Raw genomic sequence first — 24,423 nt, forward strand, 5'->3', positions numbered from 1 at the left:
CCGCCGGGACGATCTGCGTCGCCGGTCGCTGGTGACGGCTGACGCGGGTGAGCTCGACGATGATGGGGTGGGAGTAGCGGGAGGAGAACTGCTCGGGGTGAGGTCAAGACCGCCGTGCTCGGCTGGATCGGCACCGCCCGCGGGCCGCATCCTCAAGTCGCTGCCCGCCCCGCCGCCGCGAAGGCCGGCGAGCTCGACTCACGCCAGCGCTGTCAGGCGGCGCGACCGGCACCGAGATCGGAGCTGCCGCCGGCAGATCGCCGATCGGATCGTCTCCCAGCTGCCCGACATGGTCCGGCAACATGAGCTTCTCGATCTCCCGTAAGGCCGGTCCGGATGCTGTCCCGACCGCTCCGTCCCCCACGGCCCAGCCACCTGCTCAGCCCAGTTCGCCGCGGCCGCAGTCCAGTCAGCCGCAGCCCGGTGAGTCGTAGCAGCCTCCGGCGACCCGTCGGATCGTGGTGGACAACCGCGTCACCAGCGGGTCGACGCAGATGCGTGAGGACACCCCGGCGTACCTGTCGACGGGCATGCGCAACTTCTGCAAGCGGGACGGCTGTGCACTCGGCACCGACATGGGCTCGGGGAGGACGATCACCGCGGAATGCACCGTCATCGGCAACCGGACCACCAACGGCCAGGACAACAGCTCGATCGACGACGGCAACCCGGGCCTGTGTACCTCCACGCGCTGGTACGGCATCCGCTGGGGCGACGGGCAATTCGGCTACATCAGCGAGGGATGGATCCGCGCCGACTTCCGAAGCGGGCTCGGCCTGCGCGGCTGCTGAACCGACCAAGGCGCTCTTCGAACCAAGTTGTACGCCAACTGTCCATTAGGCCATGAGGAACCGTTTCATGGCCTAAACCCACGGGAATCCGCCCGAAGCCAGGGGTTACCGGCCCGACGACGCGCTCCGCGAAGTCGCTGCAAACCGCGGCCGCCACCAAGCCGAAAGGCGCCTCTGAAAATCGTGGTGTCCCCGGTTCGAGTCCGGGACTCGCCATGGACGGGAAGCCCTACATTTGCAGGGCTTTCGTCGTTGAAGCGAGGTCGTGCGGAGCGCGCTCCGACGGAGGGTGCAAACAGAAGTGCAAACAGCACCCCGCCGGAGATGGCGTGCCGGCGCGCCGTGATCGGATGATGGATGACGTCTCGATCCCGCTGCCGCCTGGCGTCATCGACCTCATCGCGGACAGGCGCTCCAAGCGGTCGCGTCGGCTCACAGGAGATCTATGTCCACACCTTCGCCCGAACCACTGCACCCCCACCGTCGGATGTTCGGGCCAACGCTACGCGACCGACAGCGACGACGTCACCTGCGAGAAGTCGCGCACGACGTCGTCCGCGTAGCTCGGGCCGGCCGAGAGCGCGACCTTCACGCCGCCCGCGTACGGACTCGCAGGACGACGTCCAGCCCAGCGCGGGACGTCGTGCTGATGTCCGGCTCGTCGGTTGCCCGTCAACGCCGGCCCACCGCGTACCCAAGCGGTCCGGTACGTCATCCGCCTGGAAGACGTGCTGCGTCAGGCCGTACCCGAGACCGAGAGCGGGTGGCTGGACTCATTCGGACGGGTCTTACGGGACACGGGATCACCTGTTCGCATCGAACCACCCGCAACCGGCCGGGTCCGTCCCAGCAGGCGTTCCCCCTGCGCGACGGTCTCGGAGCTCGATGAGTGATTCCATGTCGAGACGCGCCGGCCGGCTCCGCTCACCAGGTAAAGGGCCACGACAGACGCGGCCCACGACACCAGGAGACCACGATGCCCAAGTACCTGCTCCTCAAGCACTACCGCGGCGGCCCGGAGCCGCACCATCCCTTCCCCCCGATGGACCAGTGGGCGCCCGAGGACGTGGAGGCGCACATGGCCTTCCTCAAGCACGTCAGCGAGCTGCTGCAGGAGAACGGCGAGTACGTCGGCGCGCAGGCGCTCACGCCGGCGCGCACCTGGGTGCGCTACGGCGGCCCGGACGCGGCGCCGGTCACCACCGACGGCCCGCTGCCCGAGACCAGCGATCTCGTGGCGGGCTGGTACATGATCGACGTCGAGTCGCACGAGCGCGCGGTCGAGGTCGCGGCCTACGTCTCCTCCGAACCCGGCCCGGGCGGGGAGCCGCTGTATGAGTGGATCGACGTCCGGGAGATCATGTCCGGGGCGCCCTCGGGCGACTGACCCGGCGTGATCGGCGAGCCGACGCCACGGCTGGACGAGGGCGCGCTGCGCGGGTTCGGGCGGGACCTCATTCCGCGGGTGCTCGCGGGCCTGGTCCGGCGGGGCGAGGACTTCGATGGCGCCGAGGACGCGCTGCAGGAGGCGCTGCTGGAGGCGCTGCGGGTGTGGCCCGAGCACCCGCCGCGCGACCCCCGCGCGTGGCTGGCGGCGGTCGCGACCCGGCGGCTCGTCGACGCCCGCCGCAGCGAGGCCGCCCGTCACCGCCGCGAGGAGGCGACGCACGCCGAGCCGCGGGCGGGCGGGGCGGGCGGGTCCACATTCGAGGAGGGCGACGACACCCTCTTCCTGCTCTTCTGCTGTTGCCACCCCGACCTCGCGCCCGCCTCCCAGGTGGCGCTGACCCTGCGAGCCGTCGGCGGCCTGACCACCCGGGAGATCGCCGACGCCTTCTACGTGCCGGAGGCGACGATGGCGCAGCGGATCAGCCGGGCCAAGCGCACGCTTGCCGGCCCGCCCGCCCGCCGCCTGGACCAGCCCGGCGACCTCGCCGTCGTGCTGCGCGTGCTCTACCTCGTCTACGCGGCCGGCCACGCGGGCCGGGTCGACCTGGCCGGCGAGGCGATCCGGCTCGCCCGTCAACTCACCCTCGCCACCGAGGAGCCGGAGGCGCGCGGGCTGCTCGCGCTGATGCTCCTCAACCACGCCCGCCTCCCGGCGCGACTCGACCCAGAGGGTCGCATCGTCACGCTCGACCGGCAGGACCGCGGCCTGTGGGACGCCCGCGAGATCGCCGAGGGCGTGCGCGTCCTGCAGTCGGCGCTGGCCATTCAGCGGCCCGGCCGCTACCAGGTCGAGGCCGCCATCGCCGCCCTGCACGACGACGCGGCCAGCACCGAGGAGACCGACTGGCCGCAGATCCTCGACTGGTACGACGACCTCGTCGCCCTCACCGACGACCCAGTGCGCGAGGACCCCGCCGCGGTGCTCGGGCGCGCGGTGGCGGTCGGCCACGTCCTCGGCGCCGCCGCCGGGTTGCGCGAAACCGACCGGCTGCGCGAGGTGCTCGGCGAGCGGCACCGCTGGCACGCCGCCCGCGGCCACCTGCACGAGCTGGGCGGCGACCTCTCTGCCGCCGCCACGGCGTACGCGGATGCCGCCCGTCGGGCCACGGACGTCGCCGAGCGCGACCACCTGGTCCGTCAGGCCGCCCGCGCGCGGGCCGCCGAGCGGACCCAGCCATGACCCGATCGAGCCGAGCAACTCATCGCTGGTCTCTTCAGATCAATCGGCAGCGCGCTCCCACCAGGCGATCGGCAACCGAGAGACGCTGTAGCTGGGCCGTCGTATCGCTACCGTCAAGCGCATGACGATCCAACGCATGGAGCACGTGGGCATCGTGGTCGACGCCCTCGCGGCCGCGAGGGCGTTCTTCGTCGCGCTCGGGCTCAAGGCGCAGGGCGAGGGGCCGGTCGAGGGCGCGTGGTGGGGCTCGAGGGCGTCCGGGCGGAGATGCGATGGTGGAGACCCCGGACGGCCATGGACGGCTTGAGCCGCATCTGGCCCCCCGTCGTCTCGTACAAGTTGTTCATGACGCCCACCGGCGCGTCCGCCGTCATCGCCTCGTTGGTCTCGAAGAGCACATGGCCGAAATCGGCTGACGCGTCGGCGAAGAGGGGCAGGTAGAACGAGTTCGGGGCCGACGGGCCGCGGCGATCGCCGATGCGATGCGCGCGTCGGTCGCGCTGCGCGGCGTCGCGGGCTCGACCTTCGATCACGTCGCCCGCGGCGCGGGCGTGTCCCGCGGGTTGTTGCACTACTACTTCGCGTCCAAGGAGCGGCTGCTCGCCGAGGTCGTCAAGCGGGACACCGAGCTGCGGATGGCCGTCCTGGACGAGCAGCTCGCGGCAGTCGACAACGCGCATGACTTCATCGCGATGCTGCGCCGCACGCTCGACACGATGCTGCGCGACGACACCGAGTTCCTGACGCTGTCGTTCGAGGTCTTCACGCTCTCGCGCCGCAGCCCGGACATCGCCGCGGAGTTCACCGAGCTGATCCGCCGGACGCGCGAGCAGGTCGCGGCGGTGCTGGTGGCCAAGCAGCCGAAGGCGTCCTCGAGCTCCGCGCCGAGCCGGAGGCGATCGCCGAGATCCTCTTCCGCCTCGGCGACGGCCTCGTGCTCCGGATCCTCGGCGAGCCCGACCGCGACCACACCGCGACCGTGCGCGCGGGCACGCTCGCGGTCGCGGCGCTGATCGCCTGAGCGGCGCGCTTAGGTATGTCGGTGGGTCAGGTGCGCTCCGGGTCTGCCATCTGCTGGTCTGCTATGTCCCCCACCAGAGATAGGGTTGCGAGGCGATCGTGCTGGGCGAGGTGTAGTTGTAGATGATTCCGCCGCCGGTGGTCGGGTTCGTCAGCGTCGTGGCGCCGGTGGAGATTGGGCAACACCCTGCCATCGTCAGCGAGGGGAAGCCGAGGGAGAAGAACCCCGGGATGCTGGAAGAGGGGTTGGGGTTGGCGTGATCGGTCTCGATCGAGCCTGTCATGGTCGCGCAGGAGCTGCCGTTGACCTTGAGCGCGCACGAGACGCCGGTCAGATTCACATCCGTATGGTGGCCTGGTGCCGTAGCGGCGGTGTCAGGACCGCTCGAATACGCTCCGGGTGCCGTGTCTGTCCCGACGGCGCCGACGTTGCACGTGACCGTGACGTTGCCGTTGCAGCCCGTGAACGCAAGGGTGGCTGACGCGAATCCTGGCCACGGGTTCGGAGGCGTGGACACCGACGAGCTGACGGTGCCGCTCAAGGTGCTCCCTGTGCATGTGATGGTCGTGATCCCGACCGCGATGTTCACGGCGCTTGAACTGGTCGCCACATACACGATCGACCCAGGCGTGTGCCAAGCGTCTGCGGCGTTGGCGGCCGTGGGCGCCAGACCTGTGGCCGTGATTGCGCATGCGATCACGACGGACTTCCCGTACTTGAACATCTTGGACTCTTTCCGTGGGGGTGAGCCCTTCCGCGCAGAGGAGTAGACGCCGTCTGAACGGCGAGTACAACAGCCAACCGGCCGAACCGCTTAGCGCATCCATGCGATCTTCGGTGTCCGAGATTCTCACCGCACAGACCCTCGGACGCGGGCTGCGCCTGCCATTCGGCGCCTATACCGATTGGGAGCTGCTGGACACGCTCGAAGTCCTCGCGCGCGAGCGTTACGAGGACTTGCTGCGTAGGGCTCGGATCATCAACCAGGCGTCTATTGACCATCGGCCCCGCGCGGCTCCGCGACGTAACGCCCAGGGCGGTGAGGTGTCGGTCATCGAGACCGAACCAGTCGTGGTCAGCATCACCACAGCAGACGGCCCACCGCCTGAGCTTCCCGACACCGAGCCGGCCAGCGAGGGGCCCAGTGCGCTGCGCGAGCCAACGAACAAGACCCGCTCGCAGCCGCATGCGGTAGGTGTCGCCGGTGACCGAGAGGACGATGCGTGGTGCACGAGGCGGTCAAGGACGGCGGCGGCGACGGTGGTGTCTTCGAAGCGGTGGCCCCAGTCGGCGATGCCGCGGTGGTGGTCAGGACGATGGAGCCGTGCTCGTAGCGGCGGCTGATGACCTGGAAGACGTGGCTGGTGGTTTCGCCGGGCATAGGTAGGTAGCCGAGTTCGTCGACGATCAGCAACTGGGGTCCGGCCCAGAAGCGCTCAAGGCAGCTCAGGGCCGACCGGCCCAAGCTGCCATATCGGCACTGATGCGCAGACTCGCTCAGCAGCCCACCGAGTCGACGAAGCTGCTGCAGTAGTTCTGCAACATCCGGTGTCAATTCGCCTCTAACCATGCAAGTCTGCGACACCTAGGGTCTGAACGGATGCTATTTTTCGGGACGATCGAAGTCGCCAAACAGCAACACAAGCTCGATTTTTACAGCTAACGTCGCAAAACTGATGCACCTCGACGATCTTCTCACCGACGATGCCGTCCTCGCCGAGCTCGGCCATCGCATCGAGCGCCTGCGCCTGTCGCGCAACATCAGCCAGGCCGAGCTCGCCCGCCAGGCCGGCGTGAGCCGCGCGACGATCGTCCGCGTCGAGAACGGCAAGTCCGTCCAGATGTCGACGACGGTCAAGCTCTGGCGCGCGCTCGACCTGCTCGCTGCGATCGACGCCGCGCTGCCCGAACGCATCGAGTCGCCTATCGCCGCGCTGGAGCGCGAGCACCTGCGTCGCCGTCACGAACGCCAGCGCGCGACCGGTCGCCGCCCGGCCGGCCAGCGCCCCGCCGACCCCGCCACGCCGCTGCCAGTTTCGGGGGACACCAGTAGGCCCTTCACTTGGGGTGACGAGCGCTGACCAACGCCGCCGTCATGCTCTGGGGCACCCGGGTCGGGGCCGTGTCGATCGAGAGCGGCGACCCGTTCGCGACGTTCCAGTACGACCCGGCGTTCGTCCCGTCTGGCATCCAGCTCTCGCCGGTCCACATGCCGCTGCGCGCGGAGCCTTATCGCTTCACCCGGCTACCGGTGGATCCGTTCGACGGGCTCCCCGGTCTCCTCGCCGACGCGCTGCCCGACACCTGGGGGCGCGCGCTCGTCGACTCCTGGCTGGCCGCCGACGGCCGGTCGCCCGCCTCCTTCGACATCGTGGAACGCCTGTGTTACGTAGGCACTCGCGGCATGGGTGCCTTGGAGTTCCAGCCCTCGATAGAGCCCTCGACGCCGACCGGCCGCGACCTCCAACTCGACCGCCTCGTCGAGCTGGCCAGCGAAGCGCTGGCCCAGCGCGAGGCGTTCATCGCCGAGCTGGCCGAGAATCCCGAGGAGGAGGAGATGAAGGCGATCCTCGCGATCGGCACCTCCGCCGGCGGTGCGCGGCCGAAGGCGATCGTCGCCTTCAACCAGGCCACCGGCCAGGTCCGCTCCGGTCAGCTCGACGGCGAGCCTGGCTTCGAGCACTGGCTCCTGAAGTTCGACGGCGTCTCCAAGGCCGGCGACCATGGCCTGGTCGACCCGGAGGGGTGGGGCGCGATCGAGTACGCCTACTGGCGCATGGCCACGCGGGCCGGCGTCGAGATGAGCGAGTGCCGTTTGCTGCCCGAGAACGGCCGCCGGCACTTCATGACGCGGCGGTTCGACCGACCGCCGGGCGGCGACAAGCTGCACATGCAGACGCTCGCCGCGCTCGACCACGTCAGCTACCGCATGCCGGGGATCTACGGCTACGACCAGACGATGGTGCTGATGCGCGGCATCGGCATCTCTCTGCCCGAGATCGAGCAGCTCTTCCGGCGCATGGTCTTCAACATCGTCGCTCGCAATCAGGACGACCACGTCAAGAACGTCGCCTTCCTCATGGACCGGTCCGGTCGTTGGACGCTCGCGCCCGCCTACGACGTCACATGGGCCTGCGACCCGACCAACCAGTGGCTGCAGTCTCACCAGATGACGATCAACGGCAAGCGCGACCGCATCTCCGTCGCCGACCTGATCGCGATCGAGAAGCGCGTGGGCCTCAAGCGCGGCTCGGCCAAGCGCATCCTCGCCGAGGTCACCGACGCGGTCGCCACCTGGCCCGAGATCGCCGTCGAGGTCGATGTCGATCCCGACATGGCCCGCGACATCAACGCCTCGCTGCGCCTCAACCTCCAGCCGCGCTGACGGCCGCCGCTGTCCGACGGCCGTCAGCCCTCAGGCGGGCGATCAGGCGCGGCGCTTGTGCGCCGGGCCCTTGCTCTTCGCCTACGTCGCTCTTCGTCGCTCGCTTCGCTCTGGCGATCGAGACGGCGTGCTTGGCGGTCGCGCGCTTGACCGCCGCGGTGCCGGCGCAGGTGACCGTGACGGGGCCCTTGCCTCGGGCCGCGCTACCCCTGGTGAGCGAGCGCGGCAGCGTCAGCGTCGTACTCCAGCGGCCCTTGGCGACGGTGACCGTCTTCTTCATGGTGACTGTCGCGTGGCCGACTTTCTGGGCATAGGCAATGGTGACCTTGCCTTTGGCGCGCGAGCTGATCGTGCCGGCGACCGTCACCCTTGCGCCGTTCCGGGTGGCTTTCGAGACCTTCAGCGCGGCCGCGACGGCCGCGACGGCCGCCGGCAGCGCCCGCGGCGCCACCCCCGACCACCGATCAGGCTGCCGACGCCCATGAGCCCGCCTCGGTTGCCGTCGGCCTGCGGCATCGGTTGCGGATACCCGAGAAGCCCGCAGCGAGCGACACGCTCGTCATCGTGCTCCTCGCGGGCCCGATCGTTCCGTCGGGCGCGACGCGAGCGCCCGCGATCGAGAGGGTGCTCAGGCCCTCGAGCTGGAGCCAGCCGGCCAGCAGCGAGCCGTCCGGCGCGGCGCCGAGCCTGAGCGCCAACGAGACCAGCGTGGACGACGGGTTGCTCAGCGGCGCGGCGGCCGCGGTCGTCTGCCCCGGTGCGAAGCGGCTCAGCATCGCGGTCATCCCGAGCTGCCCGCCACTGGCTCGGGTCCACCCGAGCGAGACGGCGCCGTAGGGCCCGACGGCGAGACCGAGACCCACGCCGAAGCCGAGGCGGCCTCCCGACGAGACGTCGGCCGCCCCTGCGGCTCCGAAGGGCGCGCCGCCCACCAGCGCCCCGCAACAGCGGCGAGACGGACGCCTGCGATACGGGCGGGCGGGAAGCCGCCGGCACCCCCGTCATCGGGCACTACCCAGGCGACGGCCGGCGCCGCCGGCCGACGCCGAGCATCGGCGGACACGACCAAGCAGTCCGGCGATCCAGAGGCCTTGCTGCACAGATGTACATCCGCCTCACGGATGTATAACATCCGCCCGGAGGATGACGGACATCGGGGCACGACAGCTCGACGCGGTGCTGACGGCGCTCGGCGAGCAGCTTGCTGCCGCCGGCGAGACCGCTCACCTGGTGGTGATCGGCGGCAGCGGCCTGCTCGCGATCGACGCTATCTCGCGGAGCACTCGCGACGTGGACGTCGTCGCGCTGGAACGGCACGGACAGCTGGTGCCGGCCGATCCGCTGCCGGCGGCGGTGGCCGGCGCGGCGGCCCTTGTCGCCCGGGACCTCGGCCTGGAGCCGGGCTGGTTGAACCCCGGGCCGACCAGCCTCCTCGACCTCGGGCTGCCGGCCGGCCTCTCTGACCGGCTGATCCGTCGTGGCTACGGCTCGGCGTTGCGAGTGTCGGTCGCCTCCCGTATCGACCAGATCTTCTTCAAGCTCTACGCCGCGGCCGACCGGCGTGAGCCCCGCGACTTCGCCGACCTGCGGCAGCTCGAGCCGACCGCGGCCGGGCTTCGCGCGGGCGCGGACGCACAACATGCCCGGCCCCTTCGACGATGCGATCGCGCAGGCGCTCGCCGACCTTGGAGTCCAGGATGACGGCCGCAGCGTTTAGAGCCGAAGTCATCGCCGCCCTGCTGGAGCTGGCGTGGGAGCAGTGGTCACAAATGGGTGTGTCGGCGGCGCCCCCGGCGCATCGCGAGGAGCGTGCCGCCGACCCAGAGGCGCTGCTCTTGTTCACGTTGCACATCGGGCGCAGCGACCCGCGGCTCTTCGACGAGGTTCTCGACTGGTTGGCGCTCAACGCGCCGCTGGTGAGCGTCCAGCGGCTGCGCAACCTCTGCGCCGACCACGCCGACCGAGCGCTCGTCGATGCCGCGCTCGACTGGACGGCCGGCGCACGTCGGCGCCAGCCGCCGGCCAGCCGCGATCGGCGCGCTCGCGGTGACGGCGCGCTCGAGCCGCTGTTCCCCGGGCTCCCAACGCCAAGTGGTGAGCTCGACCCTGCGTTCTCGCGTCACGGCTTCGCACGGCAGCCCGTCAAGGCTTCCGGCAAGTCCCAGCCACCCCGCCTTCACGACCCGATCAGCTTCGCCTTTCGGCTGCGCCGGCTCCTTGGCGTCGGCGTGCGTGCCGAAGTGATGCGCACGCTCCTGACCATCCGCGCACCGCGACTCTCCAGCGCCATGATCACGGCCTCCGCCGGCTTCGCCCAACGCAACGTGCGCGAAGGCCTCACCCAACTCCACGACGCCGGCGTCATCGACGTCGTCCACGTCTCCGACGACCGCCACTACTCCGTTCGCCCGAGCGAGTGGGCAGCCCTGCTGCGCCTGCCCACCACTCCGGACCTGCCGTTTCACTACGACTGGATCCCCGCCTACCGAGCGTTGGCCCAGATCCTGCGCTGGCTGCAAGACCCCGGCATCGACGAGCTCTCCCCGTATCTTCGTGCCAGCCGCGCGCGGACGCTCGTGACCGACATCGAGGCCGACCTGCGCTACGTCGGCGTCCCCCGGGGTCTCTACGGCGCCCGCGGCGCGGACTTCTGGGACGAGTTCACCGCCATCGCGCAGGCGGCGATCCGCCATGCGCGCGCGATCGACTAGCGACGACGACAACGTCAGGTTCGAGGAGAGGCGCGCACGCCCCGCAGCCCGGGCTCGACAGCCAGAGCTCGGAGACCATGCCCGGCCGCGCGGCGCCTCATTTGGCCTTCACGCCGACGCGCCGGCCGGCCAGCGCTGGTCCAGCAGCTTGGCGAAGTTGCGCTTGCGCCGGTAGAGCTCGCGGACCTCGGCCACCAGCCGACGGTGCTCGTCGACAGCGCGCGCGGGCAGCGCCTGCTCGAGCTCGGCGAGCAGCTGCACCGCGTGCTCGTAGGCGCGGTTGTTGGTCGCGCCGACGGTCTGGCCGACGAGCTTGCTGTAGACGGCCACCGTGTCTTGCGGGCGATCCTTGGCGCGCGCGAGGGCCAGCCGGCGCCACAGCGACTCCGAGCAGCCGCCGGCCTGGGCCTCCTCCCACGCCGCGCCGACGTCGCTCCCAGAGGAAGATCTCCACCAACGTGGAGCGGTCCCGCCGCCCCCAACGCGGCGCCTTCGGCGAGGGTGCAACCGTGTCGCGCAGCTGGGCCAACGCCGCCTGGCGATGTTCCGGCCACGCGCCGAGCGCGTCGGCGTCGTGCTTGAGCGCCTGGTAGGCCTCCAGCGACGGCGTGTCGCGAAGCTGCTCCGCGCGCAGCGCGACGGCCTCCTCGAGCCGGCCGCCGGCGCGGTACGCGGTCGCGACGAAGTCGCGCAACGCCGGCTGGTGGTGCACGGCACGCGCGTCTAGGCCGCGCTGCGCCCACGCGAGCGCCTCGTCGGGCCACTGCGCCTCGACCAGCACCTCGACGACCTGCTGGTAGCCCCAGTCGTCGGTGAGATCGCGGGACTTGATCGCCACCAGCCGGTCGACATCCCCGGCCTGGCGGGCCATCTGCTCGGCCCAGGACTCCAGCAGCCACGCGCTCTCCTCGTCCTCGCCCTTGGCCCATGCCTTCTCGACGAGCTCGCCGAAGCGCGCCAGCCCTTCGGGCCCGAGGATCTCGGCGTAGCGCTGCGGCGCCTCGGAGAAGGTGTCCAGCTCGCTGGCCATGGCCATCGAGAACAGCCGCTCGGCCAGCGCGACCGGATCGACGTCCACGCCGGCGCAGGCCGCGAGGTGCAGCTCCTCCAGCCGCCCCAGCGCGTCCATCGTCCCGCCGTCGGAGTCGTCGACCTCCCCGACCGTCGCGTCCAGGAGCCCCGCGGCGTGCTCGCAGAGCTCGACGACCTCGCCCGAGTGCCCGTCCTCCAGCAGCTCAGCGATCGTGTCGATGGCGTCCTCGACGCCCTGGAAGAATCCCCACGCCTCCTGGTAGTCCACGTAACCGCGCACCCGCATCGCCCGATCCAAGAGCGCTCGGCACGCGCCCATGTCGACCGGACCATCCGCGGCCCGCAACGCCCGCGCGGCCAGCCGCTCGCCGAACCGCAGATCGACGCCGGCCTGCTCGACGACGAGATCCACCAGTCCGTCGACGCCGAGCCCGTGCAGGTACGCACGCAGCACCTGCTCCTCATCCGCACCATCATGGCCGCGCAGCCACCGCAGGCCGACCGCCACGCAGTGCTTGCAACACGCCCCGTCCTCCGCCGCCGGACACGAGCACGAGTGCTCCACACGCCCGCCGGTACCTACGCCAAGCCGCACCCGGTAGGCATGGGTGCCCTGCACCGTCGCCTCCACCACCTCCCCGGCCACCCGCAGCCCGGCCACCGCGCCATCGGCCGCGTACCCCAGCCCGCGCGCGAAGGACCGCGGGCCCGCCAGCCCCGCGAGGACCTCCTCGTCCAACACCTCCACCAACCTGATGCGACTCACCGTCTACCCCAACGCACACCGTCACGATGACACGGCACCCGGATCCACAGGGCCGCCGACACCCGCAGCGAGCCATCGGTCTCCGCTCGCGCGAGGGCGGTGGCAGGGTTGACGCACCCGCCCGCCGGGCACTGCGACGCCATGCGCTGGGATCGATCGGCGCTGAGCGTCTACGCGCCGCTTCAACCGAGCCTGATCGCCGCCTCGCCCTAGCCCGTTCCGAGCTGGCTCCCCACGTCGTGGTCATAGACGTAGATCGCCAGCCGCCCGAAGGTCTTCGTCGCGACCGGCCGGCCGAAGGCGGGCGAGGGTTCGGCGAGCTGGGTGTAGCCGGCGGGCGCATGGGCGATGATGAACGTGCGGGTGGCGGGCCGCGGCGTGTACCAGGACGAGATGGTGTGGAGCGGGAACCGGCACAGTGGCTGCGTCGTGCGACCCACGTTGGTGTACACCGGGTGGACGGCCAGCTTGCCGCGGCTGGCCCAGGTGAGAACCGGTGCGTCCTGGTACCCGGCGTAGCCGACGTGGAGGTCCTGGTCACGGAGCCAGCCCGCCGTCGCGGCAGCGTCCGGCCCGCTGGGCCCGCCGCCGAAGGTCTCTGCGCCCTCCACGACGTGGCGTCCAAGGGTCGCGATGGAGAAGCCGAGCACGCCGACCACCAGCACTCGACGCGCTCGTGGCATCGCGACGGCGAGCGCCGGAAGCACGGCTGCAAGCGCGAAGAACACGATCACGAGGTAGCGCGAGCTGCCTGCCTCCTGTGGCGCGCTGGTCAACATGAAGGACAACGCCGGCAGCGCGAACGCCAGGAGCCAGAACGTCACGAAGAGGACCTGGGAGCGCGCCGCCGGAGTCCCTCCGTCCCGTCCGACTCGCCCCTCGGCCAGCCCGCGCGTCCAGCGGATGGCCGCCACCGAGCCGACCAGCGCCGCCAGGATCACGGCCGAGCCAGTCATCGCGTCGATCAGGCCGCCGGCGTCGACCTGCTCGCCGAAGAAGCGGCCGCCACCGAGGTCGGCGAGCGCGTCGAGCAGCACCTCCAAATGCACGGGCGCATCACCGGAGCCGGCAAAGTGGAGGACGAAGGTCGGCAGCGGGACGACGTCCTGCTGATGCATGAGCGCCGTGAGCGCCTCGCCGCCCGCCACCGAGGCGACGGCGACACCCGTCGCGGCGATCGCAAGCCGCCGATAGACGCCGGTACCGGTCAGCCACCACACGAGCAAGGGCGCCAGGGCGAACGGCAGGATCCCCGTGACGAGCAGTAGCCGGTCGGTCGCGCCCGCGGCGGTGAACGCGGCCAGCACCGCCCCGCCGAGCACCAGTTGGCGCGTCGGCAGCGCCGGTCGCCGCGCAGCCACGACGAGGACGGCGCCAAGCACCACGGCATGCGTCACCGCCCCGCCGTGGGCGTCCAGCGTGAAGAGCACTGGCCGCATGCCGGAGCTCGTGACGGCCAACGCCGCAGCGGTCGCCGCCGCAGCCCACGGCCCGAACGTCCGCCAGCACGAACGCACGACGATCCCGATCGTCGCCACGCTGATGAGGAACGGCAGACCCTGCCACACCTGTCGGTGGCCCGGCAGCCACTCGGTGGCGCGCAGCATCCAGAGCGACTCGTACCACGGGTAGTTGCCCAGCGTGACGATGCGATCGTGCGGCGCGTCGCCGATCGCCGAGGCGATGACCGGCGCCGACGCGTAGTCGGGGTTCAGGTACAGGGCGGCGACCAGCTCGCGCGCCTGCACGGCGACGACCACGAGCCCGGCGAGCGCCACCAGCGCCATCGCGCAGCCGGACCAACCCAGGCCATGCGGCGGTCGATTCTGGCCTGCGCTCCGAACGGCGTCTCGGAGCCCACTGGCGGCGCGCGACGCGCGCGCGTTGATGGTGGAAATCGGCATGAATGATCCGCGGCGCCCGGGCCCGCCGGTGAATGGCGAGCACTGGCGACCAGCGCTAAGGCTGAACACGCCGCAGCGCGGCACGCTCACCCTATGCAACCGGCTGCCGGGTCGGCGTTCAGCCGGTTTCGGCCACGTCGCCTGGAGCGGCCGACGCCGTCGAGCCCCTACCGATCCGCGAACAGGATCGGCGCGAGGGTCCTCAGCTGGTCGGCGGCATCCTGGCGGCCTGCGGCAGCCGCCTCGGCGAGGGCCTCGATGCGTTCGAGGATCTCGACACCTTCGAGGACCCGTGCGTACAGAGGCTCCGACACGGCTTTGAGGATGCCCAACGCCATCGCCCTCTTGGCAGCGTCGTCGACCGGCGCCTGCGACCGGAGAGCAGCGAAGCGAGCTTCGGTGTAGGTGTAGTCCTTGGTCGGCTCTCCGAAGGTCGCCGCAACGAGGAGCCGGATCTCGGTATCGGCGTGGCTGGGATCGCCCAGGACGGCGAAGAACGATTCACACGCATCGTCCCGCGCGGCTTCGAGCGCCTGGTCGACGCGTTCGCACGCCTGGTGCTCCGCGCGCTCGCGGCGGTCCGCGAGGTCGGTGATCTTGGCGCTACCGCTTGTCCGCATCACGCCTCGCCGCCCCGGCAACGATCGATTGGACCTGCGGCGTGAGCCGCGCCAGCACCGGGTGGGGCTGCAGCGTGGCCCGTCGCCGCTGCTGCTGGTTGGTCGACATTCGCTCTGGTGCCTCCGATCGGCAGGTCTGGAACGTCAGTACCGAATGTCGACACGCGATGCGCGTTGCTATCAGCCCGACACTGCGAAGCAAGCCACATGGTGGCTGCGGCCTAAGGTAGTAAGTGCCTAGCCGTCGCCACAAGGCTCACAGTGAGGTGTTTCCACTGTGCGATGTTCCACTGTGGAGCATCGGCGCGGGTCCTCAGCGGCGCTGCTGATACAGGATGCGCCAGCCGCGAAGGACTGGGACAAGCGCCCTGGTCAGCGGACCACCAGCACGGCGCAGCTGACGGGTGCTCACCGCCATTGGCCCCGACGTCGCAGTGTCACTGCTGAGGTACATCGCGATCATCATCGCGACGATCAACGTGTGGCGCTGGCCATGTCGCAGCTGCGCGGCATCGCGTAGCGACTTGCTCATCAGCAGGGCGATGCGCCGCTGCGCGATCTGCGCGTTGGGGTAGTACGCGACCGCGCTCCAGCTACGGCTCTCGGCGTCCGCGACCTGATCGATGTAGCTGTCGAGCATCAGGCTGAGAGTCCCCACCCACGGGCAGTAGACGTCCAGCGCGGCGTGGAGGTCCTCGTCGGTGCTCGTCTCGTCCGCGGCGAGCGCGAGGAGCACGATCACCGCCAACAGCGAAGTCGCAGCTCCGGCCAGCTCGAACCAGCTCACATCGGGCGCCGACCCGAACTCGCGGTCGGCGAACGCTTCGAGCGCGTCGTCGCGCCGTCGCGGGTTCGGGTCATGGCAGAGCTCGAGGGCGTGGCCGCGTCGTGCCTCGCGGATGAGCAGCAGCCGAGCGTGCCGGTAGCGAGGTAGGTTCAGACATGCGCTGCGGCAGCGCAGCACGAGCTCGCGGAGGTAGCCGCCGTCGTCCTTCCATGGGTGGTCGGCGTAGTAGTCGTGGAGGGGCGCATCGACGTCGATGGCGTCGACGAGCGCGAGCATGAGGCTTCCGGCGCTGGCGCCGCGGTGCGCGGCGCCCCGCTCGCTTGCGTAGTCGAGGTAGTTGGAGATCGTCTGGTAGGCGACCAGGAGCGCAAGGAGCTCATCGTCTCGGCGCGACGGAAGCGTCCAGAAGAGCACGGCCCCGTCGACGTAGTAGCGCTTGTCGGCCAGCGACCCGACGGCGTCGGCGCGCAGGACAGGGTCAGGGATCTGCGCGGCTCGCGCCCGCCAGCGACGCACTTCGCGGCTGACGCCCGCCAGGCCCCAGCGTAGCTCGCGCGCGGCGCCTCCGCTGAGCGCTCGCACGCTGCCCAGGCTCAGTGGCGCTACACCCAGATCCGGGATGCTCGGGGCGGCTGGCGACGTGCAGGTATCGGGAGACATGAACCGAGTTCCACCTTTCTGACTGCGCTCGCCGGGCACCGGTCGACCTCTCCGGCGCATGCCGGTGCTCAGGCGGCGACGTGCTGGGACTAATCGTTGGTGCGAAGCGACGGCTGGATGCGTGCGACCAAGTAGCCGGGGACGGCCACGACGAGAAGGGCACTGGCGGTGACGAGCGCGAAGCTCATTGCGGAGACCTCGACGCGTACGCTCGCGACGACAGGGAACCCGCTGATCGCCTGAAGACCACGGCTGAACAGCACCTGCCCGAGCAGCGAGGTCACCGCACCGACCAGGCACCCGGTGCCAATGAGCACGCCGCTTTCGACGGCCAATGAGCGCCACATCACCGCCGTGCTGTGCCCATCGAGCTTCTGGCGCGCCACAGCGGAGCGCTGTTGCCAGAGCAGGCCGGCCATCGCGGCCGCCATTGCGATCACCGCGGCGATCAGCATCAGCGAGGAGATCTGGCGCAGCCGCGACAAGCCGCCGCGGCTCGCGGCCATCTCGCGACGCTCCCGTTGGGCGGCCGTCTCGACGCGCAGTGCTGAACCCGGCCCGAGGACCCGCTTAGCGGTCGCGAGTCCCTGTTCGGGCGTTACCCCGGGGTTGAGCGCCAGCTGGTACGCGCTGACCGCGCTGCTGCCCCACGCGCGCGCGTAGTCGTCGCTGTTGAGGAACACCGCACCGCCGGGCCAGCCGACGTTCGCGGTGATCGCAGCAAGGCGGAACGTCGTTGGCGAAGGCGAAGGGAGCGTGAAGCGTTGGCCGACGCGGACGTGCAGCGCGTCGGCGAGCACCCGCGACAGTGTCGCCCAACCGCCGGCACGGAACCGAGCGGTCGCGTCCTCGACGGAGCCGTCGAGGATCTGGGCGCCGGGGATCGGGCGCGCCGAGTCGGCGGCGGGCGCGTGAACCCATGTGCGGTTGCCGGCGACGTCGAGGAAGCTGCCGCGATAGACCGCGACGCGTCGGACGCCGGGCATCGCGGCAAGCCGACGGGTCTCCAGCGCCGGGACCGGGGAGACCACGAACAGATCACCGGGCCCGTGTGGCGCCGCCCACAGGTCGGTGACCTGGGCGTGATCGGCGGCCGAGCGGTCGAGCCCCGCCTGCAGGTTGACGCGGGCGCCCTGAAGCGCCGAGGCGCCGAGGACCGCCAGAGCGCCGATCGTGGCAATCGCCAACGACCGCAGCCGCCACGTCGGGGCCGCGACCTGCGGCAGGGCCAACTCGACCGACATCATCGTGCGGGGGACGCGACGGCTCAGCCAGCGACAAGCGACGTTCACCGCATCGAAGAGGCAGGGGAGCAGCAGGACGACGGCGAGCGTCAGTGCGATGAGACCTGCGAGCGCTGCGCGGGGCGCCGCGATCGTAATGACGATCGCGACCCCAAGCAGCATCACGCCGGTCAAGCTGACGAGACGACCAGGTGTCAGTGTGGCGGCGCGGGCGCGTCGCTCGGAGGCCGGTGACCGGACGGCCGGGCCCGCGCCAAGGACACCGCGCAACGGCGCGAGGACGCCGATGGCGGCGGCCAGCAGCCCTCCGGTGGCCGCGATCACGACGCTCGACCAGGTCACGACCCGCTCGTCGCCGATCGGGAACGCGCCTTCGAGGAACCCGACGTCCGCCGAGAACCCGCGGCGAGAGAGCACTTCGCCGAGCGCAAGGCCAAGCAGTACCGCGCAGGCGCCCAGCGCTAGCGCGTCGAGCAGCAGGATCCCGCCGATCTGGCGCGTCGTGAACCCGCTGCGCCGCAGGTCGACGGCCAGCGCGCGGCGCGCGGCGGCGGTCACGAGCATCGCGCACGCCGCGAAGATGAAGCCGACGAGTGCACTGAGCGTGCTGGAGATCATCGTCGCCTGCCTGGTCGGCTGCGATGTCTTTTCGAACAGGCGGGGCTCGTAGTCGGCGGCGCGCACGTCGAGCTTTCCCGCCGCAAGGCGCTCCATTTGGGCGCGGACGGTCGCCAGGCGGCCTGGCGCCGACTCCACGAGCACCCGCGAGACCCGGTGCTCGAGGCCCGCGAGTCTCTGCAGATAGGCGAGCGGCGCCAGGGCGATCGACGTGTCGGCCATCGGGCCGATGTCGCGGCGCCCGAGAACGATGATCCCGACCACCAGCGTCCGCCCGGCGATCTGGAGGCGTGTGAGGTCTCCGGTGTGCAGGCTGAGCGCGTCGGCGGTCGCCGTCGTCACCGCGACCGCCTCCTGTCGAGCGAGGTCGGCCGCGCTGAATCCCTGAACCAGCGACCCCTGCAACCGCACGATCCGCGGGTCGGACGCGTAGATCGTCACCGACCGTCGCCCGCCTGGGCCGACGAGGCTCGCCGGCGCCTGGAGGATCGGCGCCGCAACCCGCACGCCCGGGACCTCGCGGACGGCGCGATAGAGGCTGTCGGAGAAGCCGTCGGCGCCGCGCGCCACCAGCTGTAACTGGCTGTTGCCGACGACTCCGTGGTTGAGCTGCCGAACCGGCCCCGAGAGGCTGGTGTTGGCCACCAAGGCGGCATAGAGCAGCGCGACGCCGACGGCGATCCCTGCGACCGCCAACAACTCCTGGAACCAGCGACGGCGCAACCGCACCCGATACAGGACCAGGACGCTCCGCAGGCGCAGCCGCGAGGGCGGCGGCAGCGGCGGCAGCGGCTCCCAAGCAACCGTCACGGCGCGGTGGGCACAGGGATCGGCTGTTGCGCCCCGGGGGCGAGCGCGCCGTCGCGCAACGTGTAGAGCCGGTCGACGTATGCGGCCGCCTGCGGATCGTGGGTCACCAGCAGCGTGGCGATCTGGCGCTCGGTCGTGACCGTCCGCAGGAGCTCCAGGACCTCGCTGGTGCGCTCGCTGTCCAGCGCTCCGGTGGGCTCGTCCGCGAGCACGACTCGTGGCTCCGTGGAGAGCGCCCGGACGATCATCACCCGCTGCCGCTCGCCCATCGACATCTCATGGGGTCGGTGCTTGAGGCGCTCGCCCAGCCCGACCGCCTCGAGCATCTTCGCGACACGGCGATTCGCGGGCCCGACGCGCATGCCCAGTCCGTAGAGCTTGAGGGCGGCATTGGTCACCGCGTTGGCGCCCTCCAACAGGTCGATGGCCTGACTGATGAAGCCGAGCTCGCGCATGCGATAGGCGGCGGCCTCGCGCGACGACAGGCCGGTGACGTCGCGACCGTTGACATACACGCCACCGCTGTCGGGGGCGAGCACGGCAGCGGCGATCATGAGCAGCGTGCTCTTTCCCGAGCCGCTCGGCCCGAACAGCGCGACCAGCTCTCCGGGGTCGATCTGAAGCGACACGTCGTTGACCGCACGCACCGTCTCTACGCCGGTGCGGTACTCCTTGACGACGTCGCGGAACTCAAGCGTGGTCGAGGCAGCCGCCGGCATGGCTCGGGAGGACGACACGCGCGCGAAACCTAGCCTTGCTTCGCACGCCGCGCGAAGTCCAGGACCGTTGCGGCCTCCCGCGGCGGCCCGAGCAGGTGTCCGTCGACCAGCGACCAGACCGTCTCCACGCCTTGCAGGTCGGCCATGTCGGACGCCGACATCAGGACCGCGACACCGGTCGTCGCGGCGATCGAGCGCAGCAGATCGAGAAGCTCGCCGCGCTCGATCATGTCGAGCCCCGCGGTGGGGTCATCGATGAGCAACAGCCTGGGCTGGCAGACCACCGCCCGTGCGATGGCGGCGAGGATCCGCTCGCTGTCAGACAGATTCCGCCACGGCTCGCCGGCCACCGCGCCGACGCCGACGCGCTCCAACGCCTGCCGCGCGCGCTGCTCGGCGGCGCGACGGTCGACGTGGCGGATGAGCCCCAGCGCGACCCACGCTGCCACCGGAAGGTCGGGGACCGCTGGGCCCGCGCGTGTCGCCAAGCCGACCGCGCGGTGCAGCAACTCGCTGGTCTGCCGCGTCGTCAGGTCGGCAAGGTCACGGCCGTCGATGAGCACCCGCCCGCGATCGGGAGCGAGGACGCCGGCAGCGAGCTCGAGCAGCGTCGTCTTGCCGCCGCGGGCCTTGGCCCACACGCCGGCGACCTCGCCCGCGTGCACGTCCATCGAGGCGTCCCGCAGCACCTGCACCGGGCGCTGCCCGCGCCAGTAGCAGACCTCGACCGAGTCGAGTGACAGGACGAGCGTCACGGCCGTTGATACTCGGAGGCGAGTATGTGGAGCGTCTGCAGCTGTGCGTGAGCTTCGGCGAGCCACTGCGCGCGCGCCGACAGCTCGCGAAACTCCAGGGCCGACAAGGCCATCGCGCTCGCCGCGTCCCACGCATCGATGTGCCGGCGATCCGCGGGCGACGAGCCGAGGCGCTTCTGTGTCTGGGCGAGCGCGGCGACCACCCACTCGATCAGCGCCGAGAGGTCGTCGAGCGGCTGCGCCAGCGCGATGCGCAGCCGAAGCTCCTCTGTCGAAGCGGGAGGGTGAGCCAGCCACTTGTCGACGCGATCTCGACCTACTTCCGTGAGGCCGAACGTGAAGCGAGGGCGCTCGCCCGAACCGTGAGTGGGGGCCGGCCCGATGACCTCGATCGCGCCGGCGTCCGACAGGCGCTTGAGCGCCATGTACACCGACGAGCTCTGGACCGACTCCGGATCGGCGGACCAGCTCTGGAGCGTCTGCCACAGCGCATAGCCATGACTCGGCTCCCTGGCCAGCAGTCCCAACACGGCATCTTGGATCATCGCCACAGGCTCAACATCCTTCCGAGACGCAAACATACCTGTTTCGGTAGACCCGTGCCGGTGTTTTTGACGCGGTCGCAACCAGGCACGCAAAGAACGGTTGGCAGATGCATGCCGCACACTTCTTCGCGACCTCCCGACGTCCATTGCCCCGGAGGGTCGCGGCTTCATCCCTGGACACAATGTCATCGACTGTGCTAGTATTTTGTCCGTGGACGTTCCCGCCCTCATCAGCGTGCAGGAGGCGGCCCAGCAGCTGAACGTCTCGGCGATCACGGTACGTCACCACATCACGTCTGGGCGCCTTCCGGCGGTCAAGAGAGGCGGCGCCTGGTGGCTCGACGCGCGCGAGGTCGCCCGGATGCAGCGACAACCGCCCGGCGCCGGCCGGCCGTTGAACGACGAGATGGCCTGGGCCGTGATTCTGACCGCCTCCGGTGCATCCGAGCAGGCGGCGCGCATGGCCCGTCGCGACCGCTATGTCTCAAGGGTCAACGCCTGGGTGCGAGACCATCCACTCGCCGACTACGCGCCACGCCTCCGCGCTCGGGCTCAGATCGAGGAGTTCGACGGGCATCCGGCCGAAGTCGAACGTGTCGCCGCGCGCTCGGACGTGCTGCGCACCGGCATCTCGGCCGGCAGCGAGGTCGGGCTCATCGGAGGCTCCGGCGACGTGGAGGTCTACGCGCCGGCGAGCCGCCGCGAGGAGATCGTCGACGGCCACGCTCTCGACGCCGGCGCCGGCGCCGTTCGCATCCGCTGGGTCCGAGACGAGCTGTGGCCGATCATCGAGGAGGGCGGTGACCGGGGGCGAGCGCCGCGAGTCGCGGTATTGCTCGACCTGCTCGAAAGCGATGACGCGCGCGCCCGACGTGAGGCCCGCAAGGCGCTCGAGTCGTGATCGACATCGAGATCGATGTCAAGGACGAGGAGACCCGCGCACTGTGGAGCGCCGTCGGCGAGCTCGTGCCTGGCCCTCGTGAGCGATCCACGGGCGGTCGCAACCGAGCTGGGCCTGACCGAGCGCAAGTGGTTGCGCGCCGCCGAGAGTCAGATGGCACCCCGCGCCCCGAACGATGGTGTGGAACGCCGCTCACGACCTGTTCACCCGGTAGTCGATGAACGTCGCGAAGGGCGACTGCCGTACCCCGAGGTGCTCCAGGTCCAGCGACTGGGAGAAGCCCTCGAACAGCCGCTTGCCGCCGCCCAGCACGACCGGCGCGATGATGATGGTCAACTCGTCGATGATCCCGGCGGCGAGCGCTTGGCGGATGATCTCGGCTCCGCCCATCACGTGGACGTCCTTGCCGCCTGCGGCTTCGAGGGCACGCTCGACCGCCGCCTCGACCCCGGACACGAACGTGAACGCCCCGCCTTCGGGCTGTTCCTGCGGCCGGTGCGTCACGATGAAGAACGGCAGGCCCCACGGGTTCTCGTCGCCCCAGTGCCGCGCCGCCTCGTAGGTCCAGCGCCCGCCGACGACCGCGCCCACCCTCGCCGTGACGTCCGCCAGCCACGCCGCATCCTCGCCGGTCGCCTCCCCTCGTGCCTGGTCAGCGTAGGTCCATGGGCCACCGAACACCCAGTTGTGCAGCCGCTCGCCGCCGTCGCCAAGTCCTTTGCCGGGACCGTCGCCCGGCCCCGCGATGTATCCGTCGACCGACGTCGTGATCCCTGCGACGACCTTGGCCATCAGCCCTGACCTCTCCTCGAAGTACTACGCATCAGCGCATTACAGACCGCCCGACGCGGCGGAACTCATCGGGCCGCAGTCCGGCGCGTGATGGAGCAGGGCACCAGCGAGCAGCTCGTCGCGCTCGTCTCGGCTTGATCAGTCCGGGTAGACCGTGTTGGCCGGAGGTGGCTTTCGCGTGATGAGGTAGTTGGCGATGGCGTCGCGCGTGCGGCCGCCGCCGAGCCAGGACGAGGTATGACCGTCACCGTCGCGCGTGAGCAGCACGGCGCGCGGGATCTGGTCGCGCAGCTCCTGCGCCCACACGTACGGGGTCGACGGGTCGTGCGTCGAGGCCGCCACGAGGATCGGGGGAGCGCCATGCACCTCGGCCCTGTGCGGTGGGTTGGCGAGCGGGACCGGCCAGCGCATGCAGCCGAGAATCCCCAGCCACGCCTCGCTCGCGCCCTGGGTGTGCGGCGCGAGGACGCGACCCAACAGCGCCTTGGCCCTGAAGTCCGTGTAACTCACCACGTCCCGGGGATAGTCGCTGCAGTTGATCGACAGACCAGGGAACGGATCGTCGCGCGCGCTCTGAGCGAAGTGCGAGGAGAAGGAGCTCGCGTCGCCCTGCTCGGCCCGCGCCAGGGCGGTCGCGAAGTCATTCCACGTCGGGACGCCGATCGCCGGCACCCCGTCCTTGACCAAGAGCATGTTGAAGGCGTTCATCCGGAGCTCCCCGCCGGTGACCGCCGGGCGGCAGGAGCCGTCCGCGCACTCCGGCGCCGGAATCGGCTGCTGGTCGGCCTGCTGGACGAGGCTGTCGAACAGGCCCAGGACGTCGCGCCCGTTCAGCGCGCAGCTGCTCGTCTGAGAGCACCATGCCGCGAAGCGGTTCAGCGTGTCCTCGTAGCTGGCCGCCGCGTCCGAGAAGAGCGTGTTGATCGACGTCGAGTGGTTGGAGATCCCGTCGAGCGCCATGGCGCGGATGCGCTTGGGATAGCGCTCGGCGTACGAGAAGCCGAGATGCGCGCCGTAGGACAGCCCGAGGAAGTTCAGCTTCCCGTCGCCGAGCGCGCGGCGGAGCCGCTCCATGTCGCGCGCCGCGCTGTCGGTGTCGACGTGGCGCAGCAGCGGCCCCGTCATCCTGAGGCAGCTCCTGCCGAACGCGCCCGCCCACGCCGTCAGGTCCTGGAACTCCGCCGCCGTGCGGGGGAACAGCGAGACCGGCCGGTTGTAGGTGTCGGGCTTGCACCGAACCGGAGTGCTCGTACCGGTCCCGCGCGGGTCCATGCCGATCAGGTCGAAGCGCTGGTGCAGCGCCGGATGCCACAGGTGCCGGCCCGCGGCCTCCACGGCGACCACCTGGCTCCCCGGGCCGCCAGGCCCTCCGGGGTTGACGATGAGGCTCCCGACCCGGTGTGTCTGGTCCTGCGCCCGAAGCCGGTTGAAGCCGAGCGTGATCTTGGCGCCGCGCGGATGGCTGTAGTCCAACGGCACCGAGAGCTTCCCGCACTGCAAGCTCGCCGGCTGACCGCGCCCGCAGCCGTGCCACTGGATCGTTCCCTTCGCCCAGCCGGGCGCGGCGCTGACGAGCGCGAGGCAGCACGCAGCGAGGGCGGTGGCCGCGATCCTCCTCGTCACGGATGACCTGGCGACCTCTCGCGCTGCGTCCAACATCGCGGCCCCCTATGCGTTCCCTGGGTCCGTCGCAAGCTACGCGCGGCGCCACGGCGAAGCAAGCGAGCCGGGGA

The 24,423-nt window shown here is 70.7% G+C and carries 25 protein-coding genes and 1 pseudogene; 12 read left to right on the top strand and 14 right to left on the bottom strand.

Going from position 1 to position 24,423, the window contains the following annotated elements; all coding sequences use genetic code 11:
- The first annotated feature begins 461 nt into the window (after nt 1-461).
- The 5 genes from VK501_RS13760 (at nt 462) to VK501_RS13780 (ending at nt 4,433) form a co-directional block, all read left to right on the top strand.
- A complete protein-coding gene (locus VK501_RS13760; protein WP_324338194.1) occupies nt 462-791 on the top strand; it encodes a hypothetical protein in 330 nt (109 codons plus the stop codon).
- Nucleotides 792-1,767: 976 nt separating this feature from the next.
- A complete protein-coding gene (locus VK501_RS13765; RefSeq protein ID WP_324338196.1) occupies nt 1,768-2,178 on the top strand; it encodes a YciI family protein in 411 nt (136 codons plus the stop codon).
- A gap of 6 nt (nt 2,179-2,184) precedes the next feature.
- Nucleotides 2,185-3,420, top strand: coding sequence for an RNA polymerase sigma factor (locus VK501_RS13770; protein ID WP_324338198.1), 1,236 nt, complete (start codon nt 2,185-2,187; stop codon nt 3,418-3,420).
- Between the two features lie 121 nt (nt 3,421-3,541).
- Entirely contained in the window at nt 3,542-3,727 is a 186-nt protein-coding gene (locus VK501_RS13775; protein WP_324338200.1) for a hypothetical protein, read from the top strand.
- A gap of 175 nt (nt 3,728-3,902) precedes the next feature.
- Nucleotides 3,903-4,433, top strand: coding sequence for a TetR/AcrR family transcriptional regulator (locus VK501_RS13780; RefSeq protein ID WP_324338202.1), 531 nt, complete (start codon nt 3,903-3,905; stop codon nt 4,431-4,433).
- Nucleotides 4,434-4,502: 69 nt separating this feature from the next.
- Here the strand turns inward: VK501_RS13780 and VK501_RS13785 are convergent, their stop codons facing one another.
- Nucleotides 4,503-4,781, bottom strand: coding sequence for a hypothetical protein (locus VK501_RS13785; RefSeq protein ID WP_324338204.1), 279 nt, complete (start codon nt 4,779-4,781; stop codon nt 4,503-4,505).
- A gap of 169 nt (nt 4,782-4,950) precedes the next feature.
- On the opposite strand from VK501_RS13785, the gene VK501_RS13790 reads away from it, so the two are divergent.
- The gene (locus VK501_RS13790) at nt 4,951-5,211 is read left to right on the top strand and encodes a hypothetical protein (RefSeq protein WP_324338206.1); all 261 of its coding nucleotides are present in this window, start codon (nt 4,951-4,953) and stop codon (nt 5,209-5,211) included.
- Between the two features lie 67 nt (nt 5,212-5,278).
- Nucleotides 5,279-5,785 carry a hypothetical protein gene (locus VK501_RS13795; protein ID WP_324338208.1) on the top strand — a complete coding sequence of 169 codons (507 nt, stop codon included), beginning with the start codon at nt 5,279-5,281 and terminating at the stop codon, nt 5,783-5,785.
- Between the two features lie 16 nt (nt 5,786-5,801).
- Here VK501_RS13795 and VK501_RS28950 read toward each other — a convergent pair.
- Nucleotides 5,802-6,011: pseudogene (locus tag VK501_RS28950) on the bottom strand (hypothetical protein); the annotation flags it as partial.
- A 106-nt stretch (nt 6,012-6,117) separates the two neighbouring features.
- Between VK501_RS28950 and VK501_RS13800 the strand changes: the two are divergent.
- Both VK501_RS13800 and VK501_RS13805 read left to right on the top strand, forming a co-directional pair.
- The gene (locus VK501_RS13800) at nt 6,118-6,522 is read left to right on the top strand and encodes a helix-turn-helix transcriptional regulator (RefSeq protein WP_324338209.1); all 405 of its coding nucleotides are present in this window, start codon (nt 6,118-6,120) and stop codon (nt 6,520-6,522) included.
- A 14-nt stretch (nt 6,523-6,536) separates the two neighbouring features.
- Entirely contained in the window at nt 6,537-7,826 is a 1,290-nt protein-coding gene (locus VK501_RS13805; protein WP_324338210.1) for a type II toxin-antitoxin system HipA family toxin, read from the top strand.
- Here VK501_RS13805 and VK501_RS13810 read toward each other — a convergent pair.
- Together VK501_RS13810 and VK501_RS13815 are read right to left on the bottom strand one after the other, a co-directional pair.
- On the bottom strand, nt 7,807-8,277 hold the full coding sequence (locus VK501_RS13810) for a hypothetical protein (protein ID WP_324338212.1): 471 nt from the start codon (nt 8,275-8,277) through the stop codon (nt 7,807-7,809). The genes VK501_RS13805 and VK501_RS13810 overlap by 20 nt on opposite strands.
- 13 nt (nt 8,278-8,290) lie before the next feature.
- Nucleotides 8,291-8,758, bottom strand: a complete 468-nt coding sequence (locus VK501_RS13815; RefSeq protein WP_324338213.1) for a hypothetical protein — start codon at nt 8,756-8,758, stop codon at nt 8,291-8,293.
- 244 nt (nt 8,759-9,002) lie between these two features.
- On the opposite strand from VK501_RS13815, the gene VK501_RS13820 reads away from it, so the two are divergent.
- Together VK501_RS13820 and VK501_RS13825 are read left to right on the top strand one after the other, a co-directional pair.
- Nucleotides 9,003-9,527 (top strand): DUF6036 family nucleotidyltransferase, encoded by a 525-nt coding sequence (locus VK501_RS13820; RefSeq protein ID WP_324338214.1) that lies wholly within the window; start codon nt 9,003-9,005, stop codon nt 9,525-9,527.
- Entirely contained in the window at nt 9,524-10,537 is a 1,014-nt protein-coding gene (locus tag VK501_RS13825) for a hypothetical protein (protein ID WP_324338215.1), read from the top strand. The genes VK501_RS13820 and VK501_RS13825 overlap by 4 nt, the downstream gene beginning before the upstream one ends.
- A gap of 97 nt (nt 10,538-10,634) precedes the next feature.
- Here VK501_RS13825 and VK501_RS13830 read toward each other — a convergent pair whose 3' ends face one another.
- From VK501_RS13830 to VK501_RS13865, 8 genes are all read right to left on the bottom strand, one after another.
- A complete protein-coding gene (locus tag VK501_RS13830) occupies nt 10,635-12,317 on the bottom strand; it encodes an SWIM zinc finger family protein (RefSeq protein ID WP_324338216.1) in 1,683 nt (560 codons plus the stop codon).
- 227 nt (nt 12,318-12,544) lie between these two features.
- Nucleotides 12,545-14,113 carry a hypothetical protein gene (locus tag VK501_RS13835; protein WP_324338220.1) on the bottom strand — a complete coding sequence of 523 codons (1,569 nt, stop codon included), beginning with the start codon at nt 14,111-14,113 and terminating at the stop codon, nt 12,545-12,547.
- 293 nt (nt 14,114-14,406) lie between these two features.
- Complete coding sequence (locus VK501_RS13840) at nt 14,407-14,862, bottom strand: hypothetical protein (RefSeq protein WP_324338222.1); 456 nt, start codon at nt 14,860-14,862, stop codon at nt 14,407-14,409.
- Between the two features lie 310 nt (nt 14,863-15,172).
- Complete coding sequence (locus VK501_RS13845) at nt 15,173-16,228, bottom strand: DUF2600 family protein (protein WP_324338224.1); 1,056 nt, start codon at nt 16,226-16,228, stop codon at nt 15,173-15,175.
- 167 nt (nt 16,229-16,395) lie between these two features.
- Nucleotides 16,396-18,813, bottom strand: a complete 2,418-nt coding sequence (locus VK501_RS13850; protein ID WP_324338279.1) for an FtsX-like permease family protein — start codon at nt 18,811-18,813, stop codon at nt 16,396-16,398.
- Between the two features lie 161 nt (nt 18,814-18,974).
- A complete protein-coding gene (locus VK501_RS13855) occupies nt 18,975-19,715 on the bottom strand; it encodes an ABC transporter ATP-binding protein (RefSeq protein WP_324338226.1) in 741 nt (246 codons plus the stop codon).
- Between the two features lie 11 nt (nt 19,716-19,726).
- Nucleotides 19,727-20,452 carry an ATP-binding cassette domain-containing protein gene (locus VK501_RS13860; RefSeq protein WP_324338228.1) on the bottom strand — a complete coding sequence of 242 codons (726 nt, stop codon included), beginning with the start codon at nt 20,450-20,452 and terminating at the stop codon, nt 19,727-19,729.
- A complete protein-coding gene (locus tag VK501_RS13865; RefSeq protein WP_324338281.1) occupies nt 20,449-20,997 on the bottom strand; it encodes a PadR family transcriptional regulator in 549 nt (182 codons plus the stop codon). The genes VK501_RS13860 and VK501_RS13865 overlap by 4 nt, the downstream gene beginning before the upstream one ends.
- A 100-nt stretch (nt 20,998-21,097) precedes the next feature.
- Here VK501_RS13865 and VK501_RS13870 point away from each other — a divergent pair, with 100 nt between their 5' ends.
- Nucleotides 21,098-21,898: a helix-turn-helix domain-containing protein gene (locus VK501_RS13870; protein WP_324338230.1), complete on the top strand. Its 801-nt coding sequence runs from the start codon at nt 21,098-21,100 to the stop codon at nt 21,896-21,898.
- Between the two features lie 192 nt (nt 21,899-22,090).
- On the opposite strand, the gene VK501_RS13875 is transcribed toward VK501_RS13870, so the two are convergent.
- Together VK501_RS13875 and VK501_RS13880 are read right to left on the bottom strand one after the other, a co-directional pair.
- Nucleotides 22,091-22,690, bottom strand: coding sequence for a dihydrofolate reductase family protein (locus VK501_RS13875; RefSeq protein WP_324338232.1), 600 nt, complete (start codon nt 22,688-22,690; stop codon nt 22,091-22,093).
- Between the two features lie 138 nt (nt 22,691-22,828).
- Nucleotides 22,829-24,313: an alpha/beta hydrolase gene (locus tag VK501_RS13880; RefSeq protein WP_324338234.1), complete on the bottom strand. Its 1,485-nt coding sequence runs from the start codon at nt 24,311-24,313 to the stop codon at nt 22,829-22,831.
- Nucleotides 24,314-24,423: the final 110 nt, after the last annotated feature.

The organism is Baekduia sp. (assembly GCF_035318805.1).
In the GTDB taxonomy this organism is placed as follows: Bacteria; Actinomycetota; Thermoleophilia; order Solirubrobacterales; family Solirubrobacteraceae; genus Baekduia.